General features: G+C 66.9%; 26 protein-coding genes and 1 riboswitch. Of the genes, 13 read left to right on the plus strand and 13 right to left on the minus strand.

The features are described 5' to 3' along the window. Positions 1-42 precede the first annotated feature (42 nt). From pnuC to AC3XQU_RS17190, 3 genes are all read left to right on the plus strand, one after another. Entirely contained in the window at positions 43-636 is a 594-nt protein-coding gene (gene pnuC, locus AC3XQU_RS17180; RefSeq protein WP_489875385.1) for a nicotinamide riboside transporter PnuC, read from the plus strand. Beyond that, positions 633-1,184, plus strand: coding sequence for an AAA family ATPase (locus tag AC3XQU_RS17185; RefSeq protein ID WP_489875386.1), 552 nt, complete (start codon positions 633-635; stop codon positions 1,182-1,184). Before pnuC ends, AC3XQU_RS17185 begins: the two co-directional genes overlap by 4 nt. A gap of 63 nt (positions 1,185-1,247) precedes the next feature. Continuing rightward, positions 1,248-2,222 (plus strand): HDOD domain-containing protein, encoded by a 975-nt coding sequence (locus tag AC3XQU_RS17190; protein ID WP_489875387.1) that lies wholly within the window; start codon positions 1,248-1,250, stop codon positions 2,220-2,222. A gap of 39 nt (positions 2,223-2,261) precedes the next feature. Here the strand turns inward: AC3XQU_RS17190 and AC3XQU_RS17195 are convergent, their stop codons facing one another. Next, the gene (locus tag AC3XQU_RS17195) at positions 2,262-4,394 is read right to left on the minus strand and encodes a TonB-dependent siderophore receptor (protein WP_489875388.1); all 2,133 of its coding nucleotides are present in this window, start codon (positions 4,392-4,394) and stop codon (positions 2,262-2,264) included. 93 nt (positions 4,395-4,487) lie between these two features. Continuing rightward, a riboswitch (TPP riboswitch) is annotated at positions 4,488-4,592 on the minus strand. Between the two features lie 123 nt (positions 4,593-4,715). Continuing rightward, positions 4,716-5,687 (minus strand): DUF535 family protein, encoded by a 972-nt coding sequence (locus tag AC3XQU_RS17200; RefSeq protein WP_489875389.1) that lies wholly within the window; start codon positions 5,685-5,687, stop codon positions 4,716-4,718. Between the two features lie 329 nt (positions 5,688-6,016). Here AC3XQU_RS17200 and AC3XQU_RS17205 point away from each other — a divergent pair, with 329 nt between their 5' ends. Further along, a complete protein-coding gene (locus AC3XQU_RS17205; RefSeq protein WP_489875390.1) occupies positions 6,017-6,724 on the plus strand; it encodes a glutathione S-transferase in 708 nt (235 codons plus the stop codon). Between the two features lie 9 nt (positions 6,725-6,733). On the opposite strand, the gene AC3XQU_RS17210 is transcribed toward AC3XQU_RS17205, so the two are convergent. Continuing rightward, entirely contained in the window at positions 6,734-7,948 is a 1,215-nt protein-coding gene (locus AC3XQU_RS17210) for an MFS transporter (RefSeq protein ID WP_489875391.1), read from the minus strand. Between the two features lie 102 nt (positions 7,949-8,050). Here AC3XQU_RS17210 and AC3XQU_RS17215 point away from each other — a divergent pair, with 102 nt between their 5' ends. After that, positions 8,051-8,947, plus strand: a complete 897-nt coding sequence (locus tag AC3XQU_RS17215) for a LysR family transcriptional regulator (RefSeq protein ID WP_489875392.1) — start codon at positions 8,051-8,053, stop codon at positions 8,945-8,947. A 14-nt stretch (positions 8,948-8,961) separates the two neighbouring features. On the opposite strand, the gene AC3XQU_RS17220 is transcribed toward AC3XQU_RS17215, so the two are convergent. Together AC3XQU_RS17220 and AC3XQU_RS17225 are read right to left on the minus strand one after the other, a co-directional pair. Continuing rightward, positions 8,962-9,624, minus strand: a complete 663-nt coding sequence (locus AC3XQU_RS17220) for an SdpI family protein (RefSeq protein WP_489875393.1) — start codon at positions 9,622-9,624, stop codon at positions 8,962-8,964. Then, on the minus strand, positions 9,621-9,908 hold the full coding sequence (locus AC3XQU_RS17225) for an autorepressor SdpR family transcription factor (RefSeq protein WP_489875394.1): 288 nt from the start codon (positions 9,906-9,908) through the stop codon (positions 9,621-9,623). The genes AC3XQU_RS17220 and AC3XQU_RS17225 overlap by 4 nt, the downstream gene beginning before the upstream one ends. Positions 9,909-10,040: 132 nt before the next feature. On the opposite strand from AC3XQU_RS17225, the gene AC3XQU_RS17230 reads away from it, so the two are divergent. From AC3XQU_RS17230 to AC3XQU_RS17245, 4 genes are all read left to right on the plus strand, one after another. Then, positions 10,041-10,535, plus strand: a complete 495-nt coding sequence (locus tag AC3XQU_RS17230) for a VOC family protein (RefSeq protein ID WP_489875395.1) — start codon at positions 10,041-10,043, stop codon at positions 10,533-10,535. A gap of 67 nt (positions 10,536-10,602) precedes the next feature. Further along, complete coding sequence (locus tag AC3XQU_RS17235; protein ID WP_489875396.1) at positions 10,603-11,451, plus strand: PhzF family phenazine biosynthesis protein; 849 nt, start codon at positions 10,603-10,605, stop codon at positions 11,449-11,451. A 190-nt stretch (positions 11,452-11,641) separates the two neighbouring features. Next, the gene (locus AC3XQU_RS17240) at positions 11,642-12,430 is read left to right on the plus strand and encodes an N-acyl amino acid synthase FeeM domain-containing protein (protein WP_489875397.1); all 789 of its coding nucleotides are present in this window, start codon (positions 11,642-11,644) and stop codon (positions 12,428-12,430) included. Positions 12,431-12,604: 174 nt separating this feature from the next. Continuing rightward, the gene (locus tag AC3XQU_RS17245) at positions 12,605-15,487 is read left to right on the plus strand and encodes a putative bifunctional diguanylate cyclase/phosphodiesterase (RefSeq protein ID WP_489875511.1); all 2,883 of its coding nucleotides are present in this window, start codon (positions 12,605-12,607) and stop codon (positions 15,485-15,487) included. Between the two features lie 41 nt (positions 15,488-15,528). On the opposite strand, the gene AC3XQU_RS17250 is transcribed toward AC3XQU_RS17245, so the two are convergent. From AC3XQU_RS17250 to AC3XQU_RS17260, 3 genes are all read right to left on the minus strand, one after another. After that, a complete protein-coding gene (locus tag AC3XQU_RS17250) occupies positions 15,529-15,906 on the minus strand; it encodes a DUF4124 domain-containing protein (RefSeq protein ID WP_489875398.1) in 378 nt (125 codons plus the stop codon). Between the two features lie 96 nt (positions 15,907-16,002). Next, complete coding sequence (locus tag AC3XQU_RS17255; protein ID WP_489875512.1) at positions 16,003-16,377, minus strand: RidA family protein; 375 nt, start codon at positions 16,375-16,377, stop codon at positions 16,003-16,005. After that, positions 16,377-17,345, minus strand: a complete 969-nt coding sequence (locus tag AC3XQU_RS17260) for a threo-3-hydroxy-L-aspartate ammonia-lyase (RefSeq protein WP_489875399.1) — start codon at positions 17,343-17,345, stop codon at positions 16,377-16,379. Before AC3XQU_RS17260 ends, AC3XQU_RS17255 begins: the two co-directional genes overlap by 1 nt. Before the next feature lie 138 nt (positions 17,346-17,483). On the opposite strand from AC3XQU_RS17260, the gene AC3XQU_RS17265 reads away from it, so the two are divergent. Then, a complete protein-coding gene (locus tag AC3XQU_RS17265; protein ID WP_489875400.1) occupies positions 17,484-18,062 on the plus strand; it encodes a hypothetical protein in 579 nt (192 codons plus the stop codon). Here the strand turns inward: AC3XQU_RS17265 and AC3XQU_RS17270 are convergent. From AC3XQU_RS17270 to ompR, 3 genes are read right to left on the minus strand one after another with little or no spacing between them, the layout of a single operon-like run. Beyond that, positions 18,059-18,691, minus strand: coding sequence for a class I SAM-dependent DNA methyltransferase (locus AC3XQU_RS17270; protein WP_489875401.1), 633 nt, complete (start codon positions 18,689-18,691; stop codon positions 18,059-18,061). The two genes, AC3XQU_RS17265 and AC3XQU_RS17270, sit on opposite strands and share 4 nt — an antisense overlap. A gap of 3 nt (positions 18,692-18,694) precedes the next feature. Next, positions 18,695-20,068 carry an ATP-binding protein gene (locus tag AC3XQU_RS17275; RefSeq protein ID WP_489875402.1) on the minus strand — a complete coding sequence of 458 codons (1,374 nt, stop codon included), beginning with the start codon at positions 20,066-20,068 and terminating at the stop codon, positions 18,695-18,697. Next, the gene (gene ompR, locus AC3XQU_RS17280) at positions 20,068-20,769 is read right to left on the minus strand and encodes an osmolarity response regulator transcription factor OmpR (protein ID WP_051306146.1); all 702 of its coding nucleotides are present in this window, start codon (positions 20,767-20,769) and stop codon (positions 20,068-20,070) included. The genes AC3XQU_RS17275 and ompR overlap by 1 nt, the downstream gene beginning before the upstream one ends. Positions 20,770-21,070: 301 nt before the next feature. On the opposite strand from ompR, the gene AC3XQU_RS17285 reads away from it, so the two are divergent. The 3 genes from AC3XQU_RS17285 (at position 21,071) to AC3XQU_RS17295 (ending at position 23,943) form a co-directional block, all read left to right on the plus strand. Then, positions 21,071-21,466: a hypothetical protein gene (locus AC3XQU_RS17285; RefSeq protein ID WP_489875403.1), complete on the plus strand. Its 396-nt coding sequence runs from the start codon at positions 21,071-21,073 to the stop codon at positions 21,464-21,466. 169 nt (positions 21,467-21,635) lie between these two features. Then, a complete protein-coding gene (locus AC3XQU_RS17290; protein ID WP_489875404.1) occupies positions 21,636-23,531 on the plus strand; it encodes a flagellar assembly protein A in 1,896 nt (631 codons plus the stop codon). A 25-nt stretch (positions 23,532-23,556) separates the two neighbouring features. Further along, positions 23,557-23,943, plus strand: coding sequence for a DUF2750 domain-containing protein (locus AC3XQU_RS17295; RefSeq protein WP_489875405.1), 387 nt, complete (start codon positions 23,557-23,559; stop codon positions 23,941-23,943). On the opposite strand, the gene AC3XQU_RS17300 is transcribed toward AC3XQU_RS17295, so the two are convergent. Beyond that, positions 23,940-24,446: a nuclear transport factor 2 family protein gene (locus AC3XQU_RS17300; protein ID WP_489875406.1), complete on the minus strand. Its 507-nt coding sequence runs from the start codon at positions 24,444-24,446 to the stop codon at positions 23,940-23,942. The two genes, AC3XQU_RS17295 and AC3XQU_RS17300, sit on opposite strands and share 4 nt — an antisense overlap. A gap of 28 nt (positions 24,447-24,474) precedes the next feature. Further along, positions 24,475-25,317 carry a DUF817 domain-containing protein gene (locus AC3XQU_RS17305; protein ID WP_489875513.1) on the minus strand — a complete coding sequence of 281 codons (843 nt, stop codon included), beginning with the start codon at positions 25,315-25,317 and terminating at the stop codon, positions 24,475-24,477. Between the last annotated feature and the right edge of the window lie 92 nt (positions 25,318-25,409).

The raw sequence follows: 25,409 nt of genomic DNA on the forward strand, positions 1-25,409 counted from the left end.
CGGCTGCGGCTGTTACCATCCGGCGTCTCTCGACTGGACCACATGAACGACACGCTCAATCTCGCCGGGCTGGCCACCACGCCGCTGGAACTGCTCTCCTTCCTGCTGGCCGTCACCACGGTGGCGCTCAACATCCGCCAGAAGCACTGGGCCTGGCTGTTCTCGATTGCCTCCTCCGGCACCTACGCCGTCGTGTTCTTCGACGCCAGGCTGTATGGCGACATGGGCCTGCAGTTCGTCTTCATCGCGGCCTCGATCTGGGGCTGGTACCAGTGGCTGCATGGGGCCGGCGACCAGCCGCTCGTGGTGACGCGCTTGACGCGCCTTGGCTGGGGGTGGGCCATCGGCGCCTGGGCCCTCGGCTTCATCCTGCTGTCTTCCTTCCTCGACCATTACACCGATACCGACGTGCCGCACGCGGACGGCTTCCTGACCGCCGGCAGCCTGGTAGGCCAGCTCCTGCTGGGCCGCAAGAAGGTCGAGAACTGGATCGTCTGGATCGTGGTGGACGTGCTCTACGTCGGCCTGTACCTCTACAAGGGCCTGAACCTGACCGCCTTCCTGTATGCGCTGTTCGTGTTGATGGCCTGGACCGGCTGGCGCGCCTGGTCGAACATCGCGCGGCGGGATGCATGATGGCGCTTGTCGCGCGCATCGCGGTGCTGGGCGCCGAATCGTCCGGCAAGTCCACGCTGGCCGAAGCGCTGGCCGCGCGCTACGGCACGGTGTGGGTGCCCGAATACCTGCGCGAATTCGTCGACCTGCATGCCCGCGTGCCTTTCGAGAGCGACCAGTACCCGATCGCCTGCACCCAGCGCGCGCGCGAGGACGCCGCCGCCGGCCGCGCCACGCGCTGGCTGTTCTGCGACACCACGCCGCTCATGACGGCGCTGTACAGCCGCCAGTACTGGGGCAGGGTGGACCCGCAGCTGGCCCGCCTGGACAGTCGCCACGACTACGCCCATACCCTGGTGACCGCGCCCGACAGCCCCTGGGAGCCGGACGGGCTGCAGCGCGAATCCGAGGAAGTGCGCCAGAACGTGCACCGGATGCTGGTGCAGACGCTGGACGAACGCGGCATCCCGTATCTGCTACTGGAAGGCCCCCTGGCGCACCGCCTGGCGCAGGTGGAAGCATTGCTGGGGCGTCCCGGCAACGCCCCAGGTCAAGGAAACGCGTCTTAGTGCTAGGATTTGTTGCCGTATGGTATTAGAATAAATTTTTTCTCTTACCGATGGCGGTGTACCGTGAAAAAATGGCTAGACCGCTTGTTAGGCGGCACCAGCAAGGAGACTGACGCGCCGGCCGGCCACGTCCCGGCGGCCGCCGTGGACACTGACGAGGCGGTGCTCGATATCGACACTGCTTTCTACCGCTGGCTGGTGGGGTCGAGCCGCACCAACGCTACCCCTGAAGTCGAAGAAGCAATCCTGGGCGAAGTGCGGGCGCTGGCGACCGATCCCGAGAATGCGTCGGGCCTGGTGCCGCGCATTCCCGACCTGGTCTCGCAGCTACTCAACGCCCTGTCGGACGAGAACATCTCGAGCGCCGCGCTGTCGGCCGAGGTGGGACGCGACCTGGTGCTGGTCGCCGAAGTCATCCGCGAAGCCAACAGCGCCTACTACCGCCCGGCCACGCCGATCGAAACCCTGGACGGGGCGGTGGCGATGCTGGGCCTGAACGGCCTGCGCATGCTGCTGGCGCGGATCGCCTTCCGGCCGCTGGTGCGGGTCAAGGTCCAGGGCGTCGCGCGCGCCGTGGCGCCGAACGTCTGGCGCCATTCCGAGCGCTGCGCCTTTGCCGCCAGCGTGATGGCCCCGGGCCTGTCGGCCAGCGTGTTCGAAGCCTACCTGGCCGGCCTGATGCAGAACGTGGGCCTGCAGGTGGCCTTCCAGGTGGCGGATCGCCATTGCGAAGGCAAGGTGCCGAACTCCGGCGCGTTCGGGATCGCGCTGTTCGAGGCCAGCCGCCAGCTGTCCTCGGTGATTGCCCGGCATTGGGATTTCCCGGCCGACGTGGTCGAAGCCATCGCGCGCTCAGGCGAGCCGGACGAGGGCGAGACGCCGCACCTGGCCCAGGCCCTGGCCCAGGGCGACCGCATCGCCAAGCTGCGCCTGCTGCTCGACGCCGGCGTGATCGAGCCGGACAACAGCCTGGTCGCCAGCGGATTGAACGGCTTCCAGCGCCGCTGCCTGGGCAAGCTGGAAGATCTCGGCGACTGAAACCTGCCTGCCACGGTCAACGTGGCAGGCTAGACCGCTTCAGAAGTCGAACTGGGCCGACAGGCGGAAGGACCGCGGCGCGCCCGGCAGCAGGTAGCCGCCCAGCGACTGGGTCACGTCGCGCCAGTAGAACTTGTCGAAGACGTTGTCGACGCGGGCGCGCAGGATCGTGTTCATCCCCCCGAACCTCAAAGCATAGGACGCGCCCAGGCCAGCCACATGGTAGCCCGGCACCACCGCCCGGTTGGCCGGATCGAAGGCCTTGCTGCCGGAGTACTGCCACAGCGCGTCCACTTTCAAACCAGCCAACGCCGGCACCGCATATTCCACCCACGCAGTCGAACGAAGCTGCGGCACGTTGGTCACGCGCTTGCCTTCGACGGCGGCGTCGCCGGTGCCGGTCTGCTTCGCGTCCAGCGCCATCATCGACAGGCTGTAGTTCAGGTCCGCATGGAGCTTGCCCTGGGCCGCCAGCTCGAACCCGCGGTGCTGCTGCTCGCCGGCGCGCACAAAGGTGCCGGCGGCGTTCACGTATTCCAGGCCCTGCTTGATGTCGAACAGCGCGGCCGAGACCATGACCGCATTGCTGACGACGCCCTTTACGCCCAGTTCCAGCTGCTTCGAGCGGCTCGGCGGCAGGGCGGTGTTCTCGTTGGTGGTGCCCATCTCGGCGATGCCGCCGTGCTGCAGCCCGTGGCTGAGCGACCCATAAACGCTCCAGTCGCGCGCCGGCTTGTAGACCAGCGCCACGCTCGGCAGCACGAAGCTGTCATTCGCCTTGACGCGCGGCTGGCCGATCTCGGCCAGCTCGTCGCGCTTGAGTTTCACGTAGCGCAGGCCGGCGTGCAGTGTGAACCTCTGCGACAAGGTAGCGACGTCCTGCACGAACAGCGAAGTCTCGCGGTCGCTGCGGCGCTCCATCACCGGGCCGGTGGCGGGATTGCCCGGGGCCGGATCGACCTGCAGGTTATTGTAGATGTTGCTGTAGCCGGCGTAGTCGTAGACGTATTCGCCGAAGCTGTCGTGGCGCTCCGACATGGCCGCGCCCACACTCAAGGCATGGCGCACCGCGCCCGTGTTGAAGCGTCCCTGCAGCATCGCCTGCGCGCCCCACGGGGTCTTGCGCTCGCCCACGCTCTGGTAGTCGTAGACGTCGTAGTCGCCGTTGGAACAGTAGCCAGGATAGTAGCCTTCGGCCTCGTTGCTGCAGCCGTAGGGGAAGGCGGTGTAGTCGTCGCGCTTGAACCAGTGCTTGTTGGCGTTGGCCGTGAAGGTCCAGTCCGGATTGATGCGGTATTCAAAGCGCAGCCCGAGGTTGCTGCTGTCGGTGTCCACGGGTTTGGTCCAGGACTGGTTGTTCAGCAGCGTCCTGGGCGACACGCCGGTCGGGAGTGTTTCGTTGCGGATCAGCTGGTAGCCCGGCGCCGTGATTTGCGAGCGGTGCTGGTGGTCGAGGTCCAGTTGCACCAGGGCGTCCGGGGTCAGCTGCCAGTCGAAGGCGAGCGAAGCGAACTGGCGCTCGCCGTCGGCGCCGCGCACATACGACTTCAGGTCCTCGGCGGCGGCGTTGATGCGGTAGCCGAAGCGGCGGTCCTCGAAGCGCCCGCCCAGGTCGACCGAGCCGTGCAGGGTGCCGCGCTCGCTCACCTCCACCAGCGCCGAGCGAAGCGGCGTGGCGGTCGGGCGCTTGGTCACGAAATTGACCATGCCGCCGGGCGCTGCCACGCCTGCCTGCAGGCCGGCCAGGCCGCGCAGGGTTTCGACGCGTTCCTTGTTCTCGAGCGGGATCTGGGTATCGGCCGGAATCGCGATGCCGTCCTTGCGGTAGCTGGTCGCGTTGTCGAGGGCAAAGCCGCGGATCGAGAACTGCTCGGCATACCCGACCGCGTTATAGGCGTCGCCCACCGAGGCGTCGAAACGGGCCGCGTCGGTGACGTTGCGGATCGACAGGTCCTGCATCTGGGTGCGGGTGAGGGCGCTGATCGCGGCCGGGGTGTCGAGCAGCGGCGCATCGGAAAAGCCGCCGATGCTGGCGCGGTCGCTGGCGACCCAGCGGCTGCCGGTGACGACCACCGAGGCGACGGAATCAGGCGTTTGCTGCGCCGAGGCGGTCGCGGAGAAGGCCTGCAGGACGGCGCAGGCAAGGACGGATTGCTTCAGGTTGAATGTCATGTGTTTGCTCGTCTTCGCGCGCCACGGATTGCTCATTGGGCGCGCTGCTTTTGGAAAAGCCGGAGCCAACGTGGGGGAAGGGCAAACAAGATGGGGAACTGCTTTGCGCTTTCCTTCGCTGGCATTATCCAGATCAGGTACGAAGGGTATCTCTCACCCGGATCGTGCATGGCACGTCCAGGACCCCTAGCGAGGCGGCAGTGTACCACGGTCCCGGGCGGGTGTGGTGAATGTGGCAAGCAGTGGTGGCGCTTGCGTTGCCGCTGATCGTCAAGCGGCCGTCAAATAGTCCGCTGGACTGTTTGACCTGCGAGGTGAAGCTCAGGCTTCCGCGGTCGCGGGCGCGGCCACCGTGCGCGCCTTGGCGGCGAGCGCCGGCGCCATGTGGCGCAGCATGGTGGAGCGGGTGGAGTCGCCGATGGCGCGCCAGTATTCGCGCCGCTGCGCCGCGCGCTTGCGGTGCTTGGACGGCATCTCGGACAGCGGCTTGAGGAAGAAAGGCAGCGGCACCAGGTAGCTGCGGCCCGGCATCTCGACCCCGCCCAGCACCTTCCAGAAGCCGTCGTAGGCATTCTCGAAATGCTTGGTGTCGAGCGGGTTGTAGGCGATATGCGAAGTGCACTTGATGGCCACCACGCGGTCGATGCCCACCGCCTGCGCCACGCCCTGCATGGCGGCGAAGCAGAAGAAGCTCGGCGAATTGTTCGGGAAGGCTTCTTCGAAGGCGTCGAAGGCGGCGCCGGAATCGGTCCAGCGGCCCTGGTTGCGCGTGACGAAAGGCACGGTGGGCAGGTCGACGCCGGCCAGCTGGCCATCGACCCAGGTGTAGGACAGGCGGTGCAGGTATTTGCCGTCGGCGACCAGCGAGATGGTGAGGTCGCCCTCGGCATCGCTGCGCGGCGCCATCTCCAGGCGCAGGAGGAAGGTGTGCTCGCCGCTGTCAAGCTGCGCCTGGTGCTGCCACAGGGTGAGCCCGCCGCTGCCATACACCAGCTGGTGGTAGGCATTGCTGAAAGTGCTGTCTTCGAAGCGGTAGTGCGAGAGCACGCATTGCACGCGCTGGCGGGCGCTCAGGTCATTCGCCAGGTAGCTGCGGTGGCTCAGGTGGTGGAACAGGTCGTCGTTCGGTGCGGCCGCCACGAAGCGGCGTACCAGCTCGAGACGGCACAGGGCCTGGTGCTCGCGCCAGTAGCGCAGCACGCGCAGGCTGCGCACGATGCTGAGCATCCAGGAAGCAGGCGTGTACTGGCCGCGGCGGGCGAGCCAATGCTTGGTTAAATGAGCGAAGATCATGCGGGGCGCTCCATTCGGCATAAAGTTGCGGGCGCAGCAAGGGCGCCCCTGTCTTTAACTGGATGCCCGTCAAGGGACGACGGGCTGGCTTTGCAGAAAGTTAATTCCACAAAGCATTATCTGCCGAAAAGCTAGCTTGTGCCCGGATAGTGCAAAAGCAATGAGGAAGTGAAACCTGGGTCAGAAGAAGCGGTCATGTGGTCTCTCTCTATTATTTGACTTTTTGTTTTCGCCTGACAGGCACCGCAAGCCTACCATGTTTGTGCGGCGACACGCTTCCAATTCATCGCCGATAATTGCGCCAGACCGAAACACCCTGGGGGAGCGAGATGGCGTACGAACTTTTTTACTGGCCGGGCATTCAGGGCCGGGGCGAATTCGTCCGGCTCGCGCTCGAAGAGGCCGGGGCGGAATATGTGGACGTGGCGCGGCGTCCCGGCGGCATGGACCTGCTGCTGACGGCGCTCGACACCGAAGCCCACCCCTCGTTCGCGCCGCCCTTCCTCAAGGCCGGCGAGATGACGATCGGCCAGGTCGCCAACATCCTGCTCTACCTGGGCGAGCAGCATGGCCTGGCGCCGCGCACCGACCCGGGGCGGCTCTGGACCCACCAGCTGCAGCTGACCATCGCCGACCTGGTCGCCGAGGCCCACGACACCCACCACCCGATCGCCACCTCGCTGTATTACGAAGACCAGAAGCCGGAAGCGCAGCGCCGCGCCGCCGACTTCATCGAGACGCGCCTGCCGAAATTCTTCGGCTACTTCTCGCGCATCCTGACCAATCCCGAGCCGCGCCACTGGCTGGTGGGCGAAAAGCCCACCTATGCCGACCTGTCGTTGTTTCAGCTGATCGAAGGCCTGCGCTACGCCTACCCGAATGCGATGAAGCGCCTGGAAGGCGAGTACCCGGCGCTCGGCCAGCTGCGCGACCGGGTCGCGGCGCGGCCGAACATCGCGGCCTACCTGGCCTCGCCCCGGCGGGTGCCGTTCAACGAGAACGGGATCTTCCGCCACTATCCGGAGCTGGACGAGTAGGCCGCTGCGTCAATGGGCGACGGCGGCGCTGCGCACCACCTTCGCCGGCACGCCGTCGCGGCGATCCAGCCAGGCGGCCAGGGTGGTCAGGGCAAAGGCGCCCGCCACGATGACGGCGCCGATCCAGGGCGTGGCCATCAAGCCGAGCTTCGCGACGACCAGGCCGCCGCCCGAGGCGCCCAGCGCGATGCCGACATTGAAGGCGGCGATGTTCAGGCCGGAGGCCACATCCACCGCATGCGGCGCATCGCGTTCGGCGCGCTGCACGACATACACCTGCAGGCCAGGCACATTGCCGAAGGCGACTGCGCCCCAGGCCAGCACCGTGAGCAGCACCAGCGCCTGACTTCGCGCGGTAAAGGCCAGCACCACCAGCACCAGCGCCAGCAGGGCGAACACGATCTGCAGCGCCGCCAGCGGTCCCTTGCGGTCGGCCAGCCTGCCGCCCCAGATATTCCCCGCCGCGACCGAGACGCCGTACACCAGCATCACCAGGCCCACGCTGGAGGGCGCAAAGCCCGCTACTTCCTGCAGGATCGGCGCCAGGTAAGTGAAGGCGATGAAGGAGCCGCCGTAGCCGAGGGTGGTGACGGCGTACACCAGCAGCAGGCGGGGTTTCTTCAGCACGGCCAGTTGCGTGAGCAGGCTGGCGGGTTTGCCGCCTTCGTTGCTGCCAGCGATATCCGAGGGCACCAGGATCCAGCTGCCGATCATGGCGACCACGCCCAGCAGCGACACGGCCAGGAAGGTCGCTTGCCAGCCGAAGTGCTGGCCGATGAAGGTTCCGAGCGGCACGCCGGTAACCAGGGCCACGGTCAGGCCGGTGAACATCAGGGCAATCGCGCTGGCCGCTTTTTCCTTCGGCACCAGGCTGGTGGCGATGGTCGAACCAATCGAGAAGAACACGCCGTGCGCCAGGCCAGTGAGCACGCGCGCGGCCATCAGCGCCGCATAGCCGGGCGCCATCCAGGCCACCAGGTTGCCGATCGTGAACAGCATCATCAGGCCGATCAGGAGCTGCTTGCGCGGGATGCGGCCCGTCAAGGCCGTGAGCACCGGCGCGCCGATCGCCACGCCCAGCGCGTACAGGCTGACCAGGAGGCCGGCGGAGGGAACGGACACGCCGAGGCTGGCCGCGATGGTGGGTATCAGGCCGACGATGACGAATTCGGTGGTTCCGATGGCGAAGGCGCTGAGTGTCAGCGCCCAGAGTGCAAGTGGCATGGTGGCTCCTGGTGCATGTCGTGGAAAGGCATGCAGTGTGCCGCTCGCCGCACCAAAGAAAAATGTGTCGACGTACAATTGATTTTTGATCTGGAGTCACGAATGATCGACGTAGAGGCTTTGATTACATTTTCTACAGTCATAGATACAGGGTCGTTCTCGGCCGCCGCCGAGCGGCTCGGGCAAACCCCATCGGGCGTGTCGCGCACGATCGCGCGCCTCGAGGATCACCTGGGGATGACGCTGATGCGCCGCACGACGCGGCGCCTGCAGCTGACCGAAGAGGGGAGTTGGCTGCTGGGGCGCGCGCGCAGTCTGCTGGCCGACCTGGCCAACACCGAACTCGAAGCCGCCGCGCGCCGTTCGCAGCCCGCGGGCCTGGTGCGGGTCAATGCGGCCACGCCGGCGCTGGACCATCTGCTCGCGCCCCTGGTGGCCGACTTCATCGACGCCTACCCGCTGGTGCAGCTGGAACTGGTCAGCGGCGAAACCTATGTGGACTTGATCGAGGAGCGCGCCGACCTGGCGATCCGCATCGGCGCACTGCCCGATTCGACCCTCAATGCGCGGCGCCTGGGCACGACGCGCCTGCGCGTGCTGGCCTCGCCCGCCTATCTGGACAAGCACGGCGCGCCGGCCGGGGCCGCGGAGTTGAGCGCGCACCGCACGCTGGGATTCACTGCGCCGGCCTCGCTCAATACCTGGCCGTTGCGGCACGCCGGCGGGGAAGGGTGGACGGTGAGTCCTGGCGTGCACGCATCGAGTGGAGAGACCTTGCGCCACCTGGCGCTGGGCGGAGCGGGGATCGCGTCGCTGGGGGATTTCCTGACCCGGGACGATGTGGAGGCCGGGCGCCTGGTGCCGGTGCTGGAAGACGCTACGCTGGCGTGGGCGCAGCCGGTATGGGCGGTGTTCTACAAGCAGGGCGCCCTGGCGCCGCGGGTGGCGGCGCTGGTGGATTTTCTGGCGCTGCGCTTGCAGGCGGTGCTGGATCGGTGAACCGGTAACAAACCCTAGGCCTCCAGCGTCCCCGCCCGTTCCAGCCGCTTGTAGTACACCAGCGAATACCCCACCGGCACCAGCGCCCCCACGCCCAGCGCCGCCAGGGCCACCAGCGTCGGCCATCCGGCCAGCACCGCAAGCATGGCCAGCACGCCGCCGGTCACCATGGTCCTGGCCGCGAACCGGTGCGTCGCATACCAGACCCGCTCGTTGGCCAGCGTCCACGGCGTGCGCACGCCGAGCCAGAAATTGCGGCGCACCTTGCCGGTCACGTTACCGGCGAGGATGAAGAACATGGCCAGGCCGGCCAGCATGGCGCGGTCGACATTGAAACCCGGCTTCCATGCGCCCCACAGGTGCACGCATTGCAGGTAGGCGAAGCAGGACACGCTCACCATGCCCAGGTACCACCAGGTCGATTCGAACTCCTCTACCGCAAAGCGTTTCGGCGAGAGTCTGGGCAGCACCAGCCACACCGCGCCCGAGCCGAGCATGAAGGCCGAGTACAGCAGCACCATCGCGCGCGGGCCCCAGCGATCGGGTTCGCCATCGGCATTCCAGTGCACCGGCACCAGCGAAGGCAGGTCCGGATACAGGGCCAGCACCAGGTTCAGGGTCAGCAGCGACACGGCCAGGAACAGCACCAGGAATCGCTTCCACATCGGTTTCTTCATTGTTTGTCTCCCCTGGCGCCACGCGCCATGTCCATCGACCAGGCCAGCACGTCTTCGAGCACCGTGGTGTCGAGCGCATACCAGATGGTCTGCCCGTCGCGCCGGCTGGTAATCAGGCCGGCTGCCTTGAGCACGGCAAAATGATGCGACACGGTCGGCTTGGTCATGTCGAACCGCGCCGCCACGTCGCCCGCGCTCATCTCTTCGTTGCGCAGCAGGCGCAGGATCTCGCGCCGCGTCGGATCGGCGATCGCCTTGAAGACCTCGTTCAGCGGTCCGGCCATGTTTGATCGTTTTCTAATTAGATGAATGTCTAAATACTAGCGGCAGCAGGCCTCCGGGTCAAGCCTTTTGGAGATTGCCCGAACCTTCGGACAGGGCTAATGTCACTCACTCTTCCAACCCGAGGAGATGCCATGAACGCCACGCAATCCGCAGTCAAGCCCGTCGAAGACGGCGTGCATACCGTGACCCCGCACCTGGTCTGCGCCGGCGCGGCCGAGGCGATCGATTTTTACCGGCGCGCTTTCGGCGCCGAGGAAATCATGCGGCTGCCCGGGCCGGGCGGCCTGCTGGCCCATGCGGCGGTGCGCATCGGCGATTCGATGGTGATGCTGATGGATGAATTCCCCGACTGGGACGCCACCGGGCCGGCCGCGCTGGGCGGCTCGCCGGTCACGATCCACCTCGCGGTGCCGGACGTCGACCAGCTGTTCGAGCGCGCCGTCGAGGCGGGCGCCAAGGCGCGCATGGCGCCGTCCGACATGTTCTGGGGCGACCGCTACGGCGTGGTCGAGGACCCCTTCGGGCACCGCCGGTCGATCGCCACCCATATCCGCGACGTCTCGCCCGAGGAAATGGCGCAGTCGATGCGCCAGGGGATGGGGCAGGGTAGCCCCGACGGGCAGTGAGCGGGCCTGCGGGCAGGTCCGGCAGGGGCGCGTTATGATGACGATTCCTTCACAACGAGAACCCGCCATGGAAGTCATTGCAAAGCTGGACCAGGTGCTGCGCATCGCAGCGTTCGACGACAACGGGACCGGCGGCAATCCGGCCGGGGTCTGGATCGGCGACGCGCTGCCGCCTGCGGCCGAGATGGCCGGGCTGGCCCGGGCCATCGGCTTTTCGGAAACGGCATTCGCGGCACCGGCAGGCGAGGGTTGGCGGGTGCGTTATTTCTCGCCCGAGTCCGAAGTGCCTTTCTGCGGCCACGCCACCATCGCGCTCGGTGCCGCGCTGGCGCGGCGTTTCGGCGACGGCCGCTATGCCTTGGCCCTGAACTCGGCAGCCATCTCGGTCGAGGGCCGGGTCGAGGGCGAGCGCGTCGCGGCCAGCCTGCAGTCGCCGCCCACCCGCAGCCAGCCGGCCCCGGCGCCGCTGGTCGAGGCCGCACTCGGCCTGTTCGGCTATTCCCGCGCCGACCTCGACGAGCGCATTCCGCCGGCGCTGGCCCATGGCGGCGCCGACCACCTGGTGCTGGCGCTGAACAGCCGCGCCGCGTTGGCGCGCATGTCCTACGAGCTCGACGCAGGACGGCGCCTGATGAACGGCCACGGCCTGGTAACGATCGTGCTGGCGTATGCGGAACACGCGCAGCTGTTCCATACCCGCAATCCGTTCGCGTCCGGCGGCGTGCTGGAAGACCCGGCCACCGGCGCCGGCACTGCGGCCCTGGCCGGTTATCTGCGCGATCTCGGCTGGCCCCACGGCGGGCGCATCGACGTGGTGCAGGGCGAAGACATGGGCATGCGCTCGCGCCTGGTTGCGGAGATCGGGCCGGAAGCGGGTGCGTCGATCCGCGTTTCGGGCACTGCGCGCATGATGTAGGCGGGGGAATGTGGCGTGCTTACACCATTTTTGACGCGCATGGTTGGATGTAGGACTATTCTTTCATTGACGTAGGACAAATAGAAGGCTTTAAGTGCTTCTGCTCAGCAATTAGATTGCTAGTAATCGGATTGATAATTTGATTCAGACAAGTTCTGTTTCATTCTTTCAACCCGAGGAGTACCCCGTCATGTCGCTGTTCGACCCAGTCGTCTCCACACCAGCCGGCGCGAGCGTGCGCGCTGCCCGCGAAGCACGTGCCGCCGGCCGCGCTACCGAGCGCCTGCCCTTCACCATCCGCCGGGTTGAAACCGAAGCCGACCTGCTGAAAGCGGTCCAGGTCCGCCACGCCGCCTATGCCCGCCATGTGCCCGACTTCGCACGTGTGCTGGCCCGGCCCGAAGCGGCCGACTATGAAGCAGACACCATCGTGCTGCTGGCCGAGTCCAAGCTCGATGGCTCGCCACTGGGCAGCACCCGAATCCGCACCAACCTCTATCGTCCGCTGGGCGTCGAGGAATCGGTCGAGCTGCCGCACTGGCTGCAGGGCCGCCGCCTGGTGGAAGCGACCCGCCTGGGCATCGACGAAGGCCGCGTCGGCCGCATGGTCAAGGTGGCACTGATCAAGGCTTGCTTCATGTATTGCGAAGACAACGCCATCGACTATTCGGTCGCGACCGGCCGACCGCCGGTCGACCGCCAGTACGAGCAGATGCTGTTCACCGACGTGTTCCCGGAGCAGGGCCCCGTCGCGCTGCGCCACGTCGGCAACATCCCGCACCGCGTGATGGCCTTCGAGATCGCCAGCTTCGAGCAGCGCTACACCGAGGCGTCCCATCCGCTGCTGGGCTTCTTCTTCCACACCCACCACCCCGACATCGACATCGGCCCGGCCGTGCCGCCGCCGGTCGTGGCCGCGCCACACGCCCGTGTCCCCGCACATCCGGCGTTGCAGGCGCGCGAATTCGCTTTCGCCTAACCCATATTCCATACATATTGCATGACGGCATCAATATAAGGCTGTATCCTTGCGCTTTGGCGCTCCCCCCGGCAACGGCGGGAGCATTCGACCGCATTCATACTGCCTATGCCCATTCCAACACCCACACGCCGTTCTTCGCTTCCCGCTGCAGCGCAGGCGGTCGTGGAGCGGGTGTTGAAGGTCTTTGCCTACTACCTGATCCCGCTCGGGATCGGGATCGTTTCCCTGATTGCCCTGATTTTCTGGCACGACCAATACCGTACGGTCGGCGACGTGCCGCTGTCGATGGTCGTCACTGTGCAGACCGAAGCCACGCTGGCGCCGCGCGCCGCCCTGGCGCGCGCCCAGGCCGGCAGCCTGGTCACAGGCCATGACACGCATCTGGCCGAAGACCCGGTCTGGTTCGTCTTCGAACCGATGCCGCGCCTCGGCGCCCAGGTGGTCGAATTCCCGTCGCGCCATGCGCAGGATGTGAGCTGCTGGGATGGCGGCAGCCTGGCCCCGCTCGGCAGCGCCACGCGCGGCGCCGGCACTGGCGTCATCGAAGGCTCGAAAGCCGGCTTTGCCCTGAAGATGTCGCCGCTGCCTTCCAGCCTGCTGTGCCGCTCCCGCTTTGCCGGCCCGGCGCGCCTGTCGGTGCTGCAATGGCCTGCGGACCAGTACGCGCTCTCGGTCGAGCAATACCACCGCAAGTCCGGCCTGCTCGACGGCGGCATGGTGGTGCTGGCCCTGTTCATCCTGATTACCGCCCTGATCAACCGCCAGCCGCTGTACGTGCTGTTCGCCGGCTGGCTGATCCTGAACCTGCGGGTGGGCGCGCTGTCGGCCGGCTGGGACATCCAGTGGCTGGGCCAGACCCTGCCGTCGGAATGGCTGCTGCTCAGCCGCTCGCTGACCATCACACTGTACGGCATCGCCACGCTGACCCTGTACCAGGCGCTGCTGCGCGAAAACATCGCCGCCATGCGCTATGTGCTGCCGATGCGCATCATGCAATGGCTTTGCCTGCCGATGCTGGCCGCCGCCATATTCCTGCCGTATGGCATGTACCTGCCGCTGTTGTGGGGCATTACCGTGTGCTGTTTCTCGGTGATGACGGTCGGCCTGTTCAAGATCATTGCCGAATCGCGCAACCGCGTCGCCTCGTGGTTCGCCGCCTCGTTCGCGGTCAGCTTCCTGGCCACGATCGCCGAGGTCGCCGCGGCCGCGCTCGGCATGCGCGAGCTGCTGGGCGTCATCAATAGCGTCACCGCCGCCCTGGCCTCGAGCCTGCTGGCCGCGCTGGCCGTGGCCGAGCAGATGCGCACCGAGACCGAGCAGCGCGAAGCGGCCCAGCAGGAACTCGAGCACGCCTACCAGGCCATGCCGGTGGGGCTGTTTACGCTGGACATGTACGGCCACTTCCTGAGCGTCAACCCGGCCCTGCAGAAGATGCTGGGCATCACCAGCTTCGTTGCGGGCCGTACCGCCTGGCGCCAGTTCTTCACCGAGAGCACCTGGACCGAGCTGCACGAGCAGGTCCATGCCCGCGCCGAGGCCGAGATGGAACTGACCAGCCGCGACGGCACCCAGCGTTTCCTGGTCAGCGCCACCCTGGCGCGCGCCCGCATCGAAGGCGTGCTCCAGGACACCACCGAAAAGTACAAGGCCACCGAACAGCTGCAGTTCATGGCCAACAACGATCCGCTCACCAAGGTCTATAACCGCCGCGGCATCGAGCGCGAGTTCGCGCAGGCCGCGAGCGGCCTGGCCGCCGGCAAGCCGATGGCCCTGGCCTATGTCGACCTGGACCGCTTCAAGCTGATCAACGACCTGTTCGGCCACGCGGCCGGCGACGAAGTGCTCAAGCAGGTGTGCGAGCGGATGGCCACCATGCTGGCCGGCGGCCAGCAGATCGGCCGCGTCGGCGGCGACGAATTCGTGGTCCTGATGCCCGAAACCGCGATCCCGCTGGCCTCGATCATCTGCCGCGGCATTGTCGACCGCCTCGGCAACACGCCTTACCGGGTGGGCGACAAGGCCTTCCACGTGCGCGGCTCGGTCGGCCTGATCGAAGTCACGCCGGGCATCGCCATGAAGGATGCGGTGTCCACCGCCGACCGCGCCTGCCGCGAAGCCAAGACGGGATCGGGCGAAGGCCTGGTGGTCTACGAGCGCGGCGCCGAAGCCTTCCGCCAGCGCGCGGCCGAACTGGACATGGTTGCGCGCCTGTCCGCCACCAACGCCACCGACTGCCTGCTGCTGGAGATGCAGCCGATCATGTCGCTCAAGCACCCGCACGAATCGCTGAACTTCGAGGTGCTGCTGCGCATGCGCGAAGCCGATGGCCGCATCGTGCCGGCCGGCGCCGTGATCTCGGCGGCCGAGAAGAGCGGCCGTGCCAGCGTGATCGACCGCTGGGTGCTGTCGACTACGCTCGCATGGATCGCCGAGCATGCCGACCGGCTGGTGAACACCCGTTTCGTGTGCATGAACCTGTCGGGCGCCTCGCTCAACGACGAGCGCTTCGTGCAGGACACCTTCGACATCCTGGGCCGCTACGTTCACATCGCCAGCCGCCTGTGCCTGGAGATTACCGAGAGCGTCGCCCTGCACGACCTGGACAACACGCGCCGCTTCATCGACCAGGTGCGCAGCTTCGGCGTGAAGGTGGCGCTGGACGATTTCGGCGCCGGCTACACCTCGTTCTCGTACCTGAAAGAGCTGCCGGCCGACGTGCTGAAAATCGACGGCAACTTCATCGTCAACATCAATGCCCATCCGGCCAACGTCGCCATCGTCGAGGCGATCGTGAGCCTGGCCGTGAACCTGGGCATGAAGACCATCGCGGAATGGGCGGAAGACGCGGCCACCGTGCAGACCCTGTCGGAGATCGGCGTGGACTATGTGCAGGGCTGGGCCGTGGCGCGCTCGCTGCCGCCGGAGCGCATGCTGCAAGCCCGTTCGGCGGCCGATTTCATTACCGACCCCGAGGTGCTGGATGTGCTGAAGGTGATCGGCGCGCAGTCATCGCCGCAGGTGGCGAGCGTGACGCGGCTGCATGATTTGCATTGAGTAGTCGTCCCGTCTGATCTACCCAACGCGCCGGCGTCGACTCAATCCAGCGTCGCCAGCGTCTGCCTTGGCGCCGAATCGAGCATCAGGAAATGCGCCCGCGCTTCCTTCAGCGTGGCGACGTCGCGCATCATCGGCTTGGCCTTGACGCGCGGCGCCAGGTGGCGGCGCTGCACCGGTGGCGGCGGCAGGGCGACATGCTCGGCCGCCAGCGGATGCGGTTCGGCGCGCGGCGCGTCTTCCGGCACGCTGCTGCTGGCCAGGCGCACGGTGGCGGTGCCGCCTTCGCAGGCCTGGTCGGTCAGCGTGACGTGTCCGGCGCCATCGACGCATTTGACGATGTCCGAGCCGGCAAAGGCGCCCGGCGTGGTGAGGGTGGTGGCTGCAATGATGAGGCTAAGGCAGAGATGACGCTTCATGGTCGGCTCCTTGTTCTTGAGCCTCCATTATTAATGTCAAAATTACAATTCTCTGTTCGGTAGCACACGCGTGCGCGGCAAAGGCGCGAGAATCACTCAGCTATTCGGCAATTGCGCCACAAGCTGCACTTCCACCAGGAAACCATAATGCAGGCTTGGGACCGGCACCACCGCGCGTGCCGGACGGTGCTCGCCGAATACGGCCGCGTACAGCAGGTTGAACGCCGGCCAGTGCTCGCTACCGGCCAGGTAGGCCGTGCACTGCGCGACGTCCTCCAGGGCGCAGCCGGAGGCGCGCAGGATCTTCTCGCATTGCTCGAACACCGAAGCGCACTGGGCCTCGAAGCCGGCGCCGGCCAGCGCGCGCGCCGGCAGCACGCCCGACACGAATACCAGGCCGCCGCGCGTGACGACGGCCTGCGAATAATGCCCGGCGGGCGCCGGGAGCTCCGGCGACTGGATGAATTCCATCACGCAGCCGTAACCAGTTCGGCGAAGCGCGCCAGGTCGACGTTGCCGCCGCTGATCAGGATGCCGACGCGCTTGCCCTTGACGTCGACCACGCCGTGCAGGGCCGCAGCCGCCGCCAGGCAACCGGTCGGCTCGACCACCATCTTCATGCGCTCGGCAAAGAAGGCCATCGTTTGCGCGAGCTGCGCGTCGCTCACGGTGACGATGTCGTCCACATGGCGCTTGATCACCTCGAAATTGTGCACGCCGAGATGGGTCACCATGGCGCCGTCGGCGATCGTCCTGGGCACCGCGATGTGCACGATTTCCCCTTTGCGCAGCGACTGCTGGCCATCGTTGCCGGCTTCCGGCTCCACGCCGATCACCTTGCAGTGCGGCGACAGCGCGCGCGCGGCCAGTGCGCAGCCGGCCAGCAGGCCGCCGCCGCCCAGGCAGACCAGCAGCAGGTCGAGCGGACCGGTCTCCTCGAACAGCTCCTTGGCCGCCGTACCCTGGCCGGCGATGACGTCCGGGTGGTCGTAGGGCGGAATCAGGGTCATGCCGCGTTCTTCCGACAGCCGGCGCCCGATCGCTTCGCGGTCTTCCGTGTAGCGGTCGTAGGTGACCACTTCGCCGCCGTATTCCCTGGTGGCCTTGACCTTCAGCGCGGGGGCATCAACGGGCATGATGATGACCGACTTGATGCCCGCCAGTTGGGCCGACAGCGCGATCGCCTGCGCATGGTTCCCCGACGAGAAAGTCACCACGCCGGCGGCGCGCTGGGCATCGTCGAACTTCGCGATTGCGTTGTAGGCGCCGCGGAACTTGAAGGCGCCCATGCGCTGGTAGTTCTCGCACTTGAAGAACAGTTCGCCGCCGCTGATGCGGTTGGCGGTGGTCGAGGTCTTGACCGGCGTGCGGTGCGCCGCGCCTGCGAGGCGCTCGGCGGCCAGTTCGACGTCACGGTAGGAGAGGGCGGTATCAGTCATGGGGATCTCGCGAAGGTCGGAAGCCGATAGTATAGCGAAGGCCGCAGCCCGGTCGATGGCAAGTTTCCGCCGCGCGTGCCAGAATTGCCGGTCCGGAGCATCGCCACCCAGGCATGCTCGCTGCATGAAGGAGCGCCCTTGTCCCCACCATTGACCCTGCACCTGGAATTGGAGCGCGCGCTGTACGCCGCCTTCCCGCGCTTCCCGCTGCCGCCCATGGCGGGCATGGCGCTTGATTGCTCGCTGGCGCGGCACGCACGGGAGCTGCTGGACGGCGCCCCGTGGCCGGAAGCGGTCGGCTACCGCCTGCTCTACGGCGAGCTGGACATCAGCCTGAGCGGCTGGATGCAGGGCCTGCCACCGGCGGTCTTCGACTACTACCTCGCCAGCCACCTGATGCTGGCCTCGATCCTGGTCGAACACGGCGGGCGCACGAATTACGTCGGCCAGGTGATGGAAGCATTCCTGTTGCCCCCGCCGGGCGAAGCGGTGAACGCGGGCGCGGAAATCGACGATGAATTGTTGCCGGATGCCGCCGTCGCCAGCTACGGCGCCGCACGCCTCGATTTCTATCGGCGGATCACGCCGGCCCAGCGCGCCTGCATCGGGCAGTTCCTCGACCTCTACCTGCGGCATCGGGGCGTGATGGAATTCACGGAGCAGGGCCTGCGGCTGTTCGAGCGCAACCGGGACGACTGGCTGCACTCGTCGCGCTAGGCCACGGCGCCTGGCGCCATCCGTTGCACCACCAGGTAGAGGTGCTGCAAGGGGTACTGGTCGAACTCGAGATGCCTGCACACGCAGCCCGCCTCGGCGATCAGCGCGAGCAGGCCCGGTATGCCCAGCGTGCTGTAATAGACTGCGGGCCCCATCGTGTCGTCGACATGCTCGCCCGGCGCGTCCAGCCCACCGATGGAAAACACGCACACGCCGCCGTCTTCCAATGCGCTAAGCAGCTTCAGCATGACCGGCCGCTGCTCTGCCAGCGGAACATGCCAGAGACTGTCCCAGGCCGTGATGAAGCGGTAGCGGCGCGGCGGCTGCCATGCGCAGACGTCGGCATGGTGCAGGAGAACGGCTGGATCGGCCTCGCGCGCCAGCGCGATCATGCGCGCGGAAATGTCGACGCCCTCGATCTGCAGGCCATGCGCGCGCAGCAGCGGATTGAAACGGGTATTGCAGCCGCAGCCGGCGTTCAGCGCCCAGCCACCCGCTTGCGGTGCGAGGAAGGCGAGGGCGCGCTCGTGCTGGCGCATGCCGTTGGCGGCGTTGAAGTCGCCGTCGCGCCAGCGCTCGGCCAGCGCGTCGTAGGCTAGCGCGATCGCCGCTTGCGCTTGGGCAGGCATGTGTCAGCCCGCCAGCGGCAGCGCCACCTGCAGCAGCAGGCCGCCACCCTCGCGATTGCTGACAGTGAGTTCGGCATTGTGGCGGGTGAGCACCCGTTCGACGATCGCCAGACCCAGCCCCGCGCCATTGGCCTGCCCGCGCGCGCTGTCCAGGCGCGTGAAGGGCTTGAGCAGCTGCGGGATCTGGTCTTCCGGCACGCCCACGCCATGGTCGCAGATCTCGATGACCGCACGGCGCCCGTGGCCGGTCGCCTTGACCCGCAGCACGATGGCGATCTCGGTATAGTCCTGGCCCGGGGTCTTGCCGTACTTGCGCGCGTTCTCGATGATGTTGTTGACCACGCGGCGCAGGTCGGTGGCGTTGCCCATCACGTGCACGCCCGGCATCAGGTCGACCACCACCTTCAGGTCGCGGATGCGGCCGGCCTCGCGGCCGACGTCCGACAGCATCTCGGACAGGTTCACCGACACGAAGGTCGAGGCGTCGGTCGGCTTGGCGAAGTCGAGGAACTGGCCGATGATCGCGTCCATCTGGTTGATGTCCGACTGCATGCCTTCGCGCGCATCCTGCGGCAGGTCGACCATCTCGATCTCGAGCTGCATGCGCGCCAGCGGCGTGCGCAGGTCGTGCGAGATGCCCGCCAGGATCACGGCGCGGTCCTTCTCGACCTGGGCCAGGTCTTCCACCATCTGGTTGAAGCTGCGGTTCGCTTCGATGATCTCCTGCGAACCTTTCTCGGGCAGCGGCGTTGGTCGCTCGCCCTTGGCGATGGCGCGCGCGCCAGCCGTCAGGCGCGCCAGCGGCAGGTTGACGAGATTCGAGATCACGGCCGCGCCCACCAGCGACAGCAGGCCCACCAGGGTGGCCCAGCCGAGCCACTGCACGCCCGACAGGCCGGTGAGGCGCTCGCGCTCGAGCATTAGCCAGTACTCGTCTTCGTCGATGTTGAAGCTGATGTAGAAACCCGGGACGCCGTTCACGGAGCTCGACAGGCGCGTCTGCTTGCCGAGGCGTTCGCGCACTGCCTTGGCGATGTCCGCCATCAGGGGCGTGCTCGGCGGCGGCTCGACGATGTCGTAGTCGTTGAGCGTGAGTACGCGGATGCCTTCGTTGGAGACCAGCTCGAGCAGCAGCTCGCGGCGCAGGTCCGGCGCCGAGTGGGTGAGGGCGGCCCTGGTGATGGTCACCGCCGACCCCACCAGCTCGGCCGTCTGCTGGACTTTCTGATCGCGCTGGAAGACGCTGATCATGCCGATCCACGAGCCCATCGAGGCCGCGGTGAGCAGCGACATAAGCAGGAAGGTGCGCCAGAACAGGCCGCTGCGGTACCAGGCAAAGCGTGCGGCGCGGCGCGCCGCCGTAAAAGGTGCGAACACTAGCGGGGCTGGCCTTCAGGGATGAAGACGTAGCCCAGGCCCCAGACGGTCTGGATGTACAGCGGGCTGGAAGGATCGGGTTCGATCAGCTTGCGCAGGCGCGAGATCTGCACGTCCAGCGAGCGGTCGAAGACTTCGTATTCGCGGCCCCTGGCCAATTCCATCAGCTTCTCGCGCGACAGCGGCTGGCGGGCGTGGCGGGCGAACACCTTGAGCACCGAGAATTCGCCGGTGGTCAGCGGCACGGTCTCGCCGTTTTTCTTGAGCGTGCGGGTGCCCAGGTCGAGCACGAAGTCGCCGAACTCGAAGGTTTGCGGGGTCTCGCTCGGCGCGCCCGGGATTTCGTCCGGGCCCTTGCGGCGCAGGACCGCGCCGATGCGGGCCACCAGCTCGCGCGGGTTGAACGGTTTCGGCAGGTAGTCGTCGGCGCCCATCTCGAGGCCGACGATGCGGTCGACGTCTTCGCCTTTTGCGGTGAGCATGATGATCGGAGTCTGGTCGCCGGCGCCGCGCAGGCGGCGGCAGATCGACAGGCCGTCTTCGCCGGGCAGCATCAGGTCGAGCACCAGCAAATCGTAGCGCTCGCGCAGCCACAGCTTGTTCATGGCCGGCGCACTTTCGGCGGTGACCACCTGGAAGCCCTGCTCGGTGAGGTAGCGCCGCAGCAGGTCGCGCAGGCGCACGTCGTCGTCCACAACCATGATTTTCGCGCTGTGGCCGCCCTGGGCGCCCGGAGGTGCGTTCGTATTGGTGTTGTTCGTCGATGAATTCATATGGATTCCAGAATTGTCAGATGCATGTCGCTATGGTAACGTGTTATCGATTGAACATCTCGTCCATATGGCTCAGCCATTACATTGTGTTACAAACTTTACCCAATCAGGCTTACACCTCAGACGGTATGCACATAAACTGGCTGCAAGTGAAGGACACAGCTGGCCATCGGCGGCAAGTGGAAATCACAGCTTATCTGTTTATATGGCATCGCGGAAGAGGAACACTATGAACGACGCGCTTATGAAAAACCAGGCAGCATGCGGCACCGCCGGGAATGGGTTCGTCCGGGGTTTCGCCACTTTCGTGCGGCACGGCGTTCTTGCCTGCGCGCTGGCCTGCACCGCGGCCGGCGCCATGGCCCAGGAACGCGACCGTGGTGCGCGCCGCGAAGATATCCAGCAGCAGCGCGAACGGTTCGATACCCGCGCCCAGGAGCCGCGCTTCGATGCGCGTGCCTACGAGATGCGCGAAGAACAGCGCCGCGCCGTGATGCAGGAAGAGGCCAACCGGGTGCGCGACGAGCGCCGCGGCGGACGCATGACGCCGGACGAGCGTCGCGACCTGCGCCGCCAGATCAACGAAGCCGGTGCGGACCTGTATCCGAACGCACGGCGCCGCTGAAGGCAAGCGATATGACGAAGACGGCGCCATGGGCGCCGTTTTTCATTGGAAAGCGCGGTTCATCGCGGCTCCAGGCAGGTTTCCCATAAGGAATATTGTTGCCATACGTTTATTTGTATGTCGCGACATGGTATCTTGGCGTTTACCTAGCTGATTGAAGAGCACGATCGTGTCCGAGTCCGTCCTGTCCACCACTGTAGCGCCACCTGCCGCACGCGATCCGGCTGGCGCTGTCGCGGGCGGCCAGTGCATCGCCAGGCAGTCCGACGGCGTCTACGCCGACGCGACCGCGCTCGGCCCGGCGCTGCTGGCGGCGGTCGACACCGTCTTCCTGAAGAACCAGTATTTTGCAGGCCTGGACTATGCCGTCCTGCTCAAGGCCCTGTTCGGCCATGGTCCCGAGCTGCCGCGCAATGCGCGCGGCGAAACCGTGATCCGCCTGGCCGACGACATCCTGCCCTTCGACCCGAAGCGCCGCCTGCTGTACCGCGCCGCGAAGATCGCCGACGGCCAGGCCGAATACTATTTCGAGCCGCTGTTCATGGCGGACGACGAAGGCGTCGAGCAGCCGGCCCGGCTCGATCGCGACGAATTCATCGCCGACATGTGGACCAAGGGGATCCGCTTCGGCATCGACGTCGCCGCGGTCCAGGAAGCGATCGACAGCGGCGCCGCCGGCCGCTACACCGTGGCGCGCCGCCTGCCGCCCAAGCCGGGGGAAGACGCGCGCGTGGTCGAGGTCTCGAACGACCTGCACCGCAGCGACGCGCCGCGCCAGCTCGCCAACGGCAAGCTCGACCTGATGAGCTTCCAGAACCGCTTCCCCCAGGTCCACCGCGGCAACCGGCTGCTGCAGAAGCTCCCGCGCGTGCACGGCGAACCCGGTTTCGACCTGTCCGGCATTGCGCTGCCGCCCGAGGTGCCGGCCGATCTCGAGCTGGATAAACTGAGCGGTCCCGGCACCGTGGTCGACCGCATCGCGGAAGGCGAATTCCTCGTCGCCCTGCAGGACGGCTTCCTGAACGTGGACCGCGCCAGCAGCCAGATCACGGTGGGCGACAAGATCGTCAGCCACGACGGCGTGAGCGCCCGCACCACCGGCAACCTGCAGCTCACCGGCGACTACGAGGAATTCGGCGAGGTCCAGGAAAACCGCATCATCGAGGGCGAAGGCATCACGGTGCATGCCGACGTGTACGGGCATATCGCTTCGCGCGGCGGCGTCGTGCGCCTGGACCGCAACCTGATGGGCGGCAGCGCGCGCAATGCCGACGGCCCGATCCAGGTGATGGGCGTGGCCTCCAGCGCCATCATCCAGAGCGTCAAGGGCGAGGTGAACGTGCAGCGCGCCGAGAACTGCACCATCTCGGGCGTGAAGGTCACCGTGGCCGAAGCGCTCAATTGCGAGATCATCGCCGACGAAGTGCATGTCGGCCAGGCCGAGGGCTGCGCCATCGCCGCCCGGCGGGTGACGATCGAGCGCGCCGCGCCGCGCGGGCACAGCGAGATGCGGGTCTTCGTGCTGCGCCCCGACTGCAGCCGCATCGATGCGGCAATCGGCATGATCGGCGAACGCATCGATCAGTTCGGCAAGCTGGCCGCGCAGCGCCGCAGCACCATGCAGGAGCTGTCGGCCCAGCCGGACGTGGCCAGCTATGTCAAGCTGGCCGGGCGCGTGCGCAAGGGCGAACTGGTGCTCACCCCGGAACAGCAGCCGATGTTCAAGAAACTCGCCGCCGGCGTCGCCCCGGCCCTCAAGCAGATGTCGGCCTTTGCGCAGGAGCTCAAGGACATCGAGGCCGAGCAGGAAGCGGGCGTGGCCTTCCAGGCCAGGCTGCAAACCCAGCGCGCGCAGCACAGCGCGGTGGCCGGCGCCGAGATCCTGTCGGTGGCAGGCGAGGTCACGGTGCGCGCGATCGACGTCGAGCCGGAAGCCGAAAGCCTGCACGTCCTGCCGGCGCGCGAATTCAAGGCGCGCCTGCGCGACGCCAGCGGGGCCGAACTGCTGTTCTCCGCCAGCAGCGGCGCCTTCAGCTGGAGCACCGCCGCCCCGGCGGATGCGTGACCCACGAACCCATCGAAGGAATACCATGACGCTGCACCTGAATGCCGATCTCCAGGCCGACCGCGACCGTTTCATCGGGGCCGTACGCGACAGCGGCGTCGTGTGGGGCCTGCAATCGCCGGAAGGCTGGGCATGCTGCCAGTCGAACGAGGGCGAGGCCCAGGTGCTGGTGTTCTGGTCCAGCCAGGCCGAAGCGCGCCGCCACGCCCAGGGCGAGTGGTCCGCCTATGCGCCCGTCCCGATCGCATTCGAGGACTTCGTCGACACCTGGCTGCGCGGCATGCACGACGACGGCATGCGGGCGGGCGTGAACTTCAATGCCGACATGGCGGGCATCGAGATGGCGCCGGCCGACCTGGCACGGGCGCTGCTGGTGCATCCCGACAGCGACGCACCATCGGCTGCCGGCTAGTCGCACCGGCAGTTGTCCTGGGCCGGCCGGATCTCGGTGCCCTGGTGGAAGGTGTTCTTCCAGCCATCCGGCTGGCGTACCCACACGCGCACGTAGCGCCCGCGGAAAGGCCTGGCCCTGGCACCCGCCAGCCGGCTGCGGAAGACGCCGGTGACGACCGCGGCCACGCCGCCGTCGAGCACCTGGATCTCGGTCGATTCGGCCTCGTAGACCCGGAACCGGATCTGCTTGCGCTCGATCGCGGTGAGCAGCTCGGTCTTGCTGCGTACCCGGCCACGGCTCTCCACATGATAGTACTGCCGGTCCATCAGCACGCGCAGGGCAGTGGTGTCGCCTCGCAGGATGGCGCCGGCGCGCTGGCGCTCGAGCCCCGCCAGCACGGCCCGGATGTCGCTGCCGGCCGCCGCGTCCGGACGGCCGCCCTGCGCGCCGGCGGCGCAGGCGCCAGGCAGCTGGGCCGCCAGCAGGCAGACCAGGGAGGCAACCGCGATGGGTCGCTTCATGGTGCTTCCTCGACCGGGCGGATTCGGTTCATGCCCGCGCCACGTGGATCTTTTCCTTGATGTGCTTGAGGTTGGCGACGATGGTGAAGGTCATGATCACCAGCAGCGACCAGGAGCTCCATTTGCTCACGTGGACGCTCGACCAGGCGCCCAGCTGGTTCGGGTAGCGCCACACGCCCCAGAAGGTGCCGATGTTCTCGGCCAGCCAGATGAAGAAGCCGATCAGCACGAAGGCCAGCAGCAGCGGCATCTTGCGGTCGCGGTCGAGCGGGCGGTACACCACCATGGTGCGCGAATACAGGCCGAGCGCGCAGGCGGCCAGGTACCAGCGGTAGTCGCCGATGTAGTGGTGGGTGAAGAAGTTCACGTAGATCAGGATCGCAATGATCCAGGCCATCCAGTGCGGCGGATGGTGGCGGATGCGCAGGTCGAACAGGCGCCAGGCCTGCACGATATAGCTGCCGACAGCCGCGTACATGAAGCCCGAGAACAGCGGCACGTCGAGCAGCTTGGTATAGCCGAAGTCCGGGTAGCTCCACGACTGGATCGTGCCGGAGACCTTGAAGGCCTCGAGCACGAAGCCGACCGCATGGAACAGGCAGATCGCCTTGAGCTCGTCCACCGTCTCCAGGCCCGAGCGCACCATCCACAGCTGGATCGCCAGCGCCACCAGCAGCAGCACGTCGTAGCGCGGGATGCCCAGGATCCCCGCGCGCGGGGTGAGCATCATGGCGGCAAAGAACAGGCCCACGAACAGGCAGGCGCGCGCATTCTTGAAGCCGAAATACAGGAATTCGGCGCCGCCGCGGCGCCAGCCGCCGAGCTGGCGCGCCCGGGTGTCGAGCAGTACGTTGTCGAGCGCGAGCGTCATGGGGGAAGAGCCGGGCATTCTTTTCATTGTTGTGCGGACCTGGAAGCAAAGCCGATGAGTGATTCGATGTTGTCACAGAAGGATCGCCGAAT

The organism is Telluria sp. AZSoR62 (assembly GCF_058111565.1).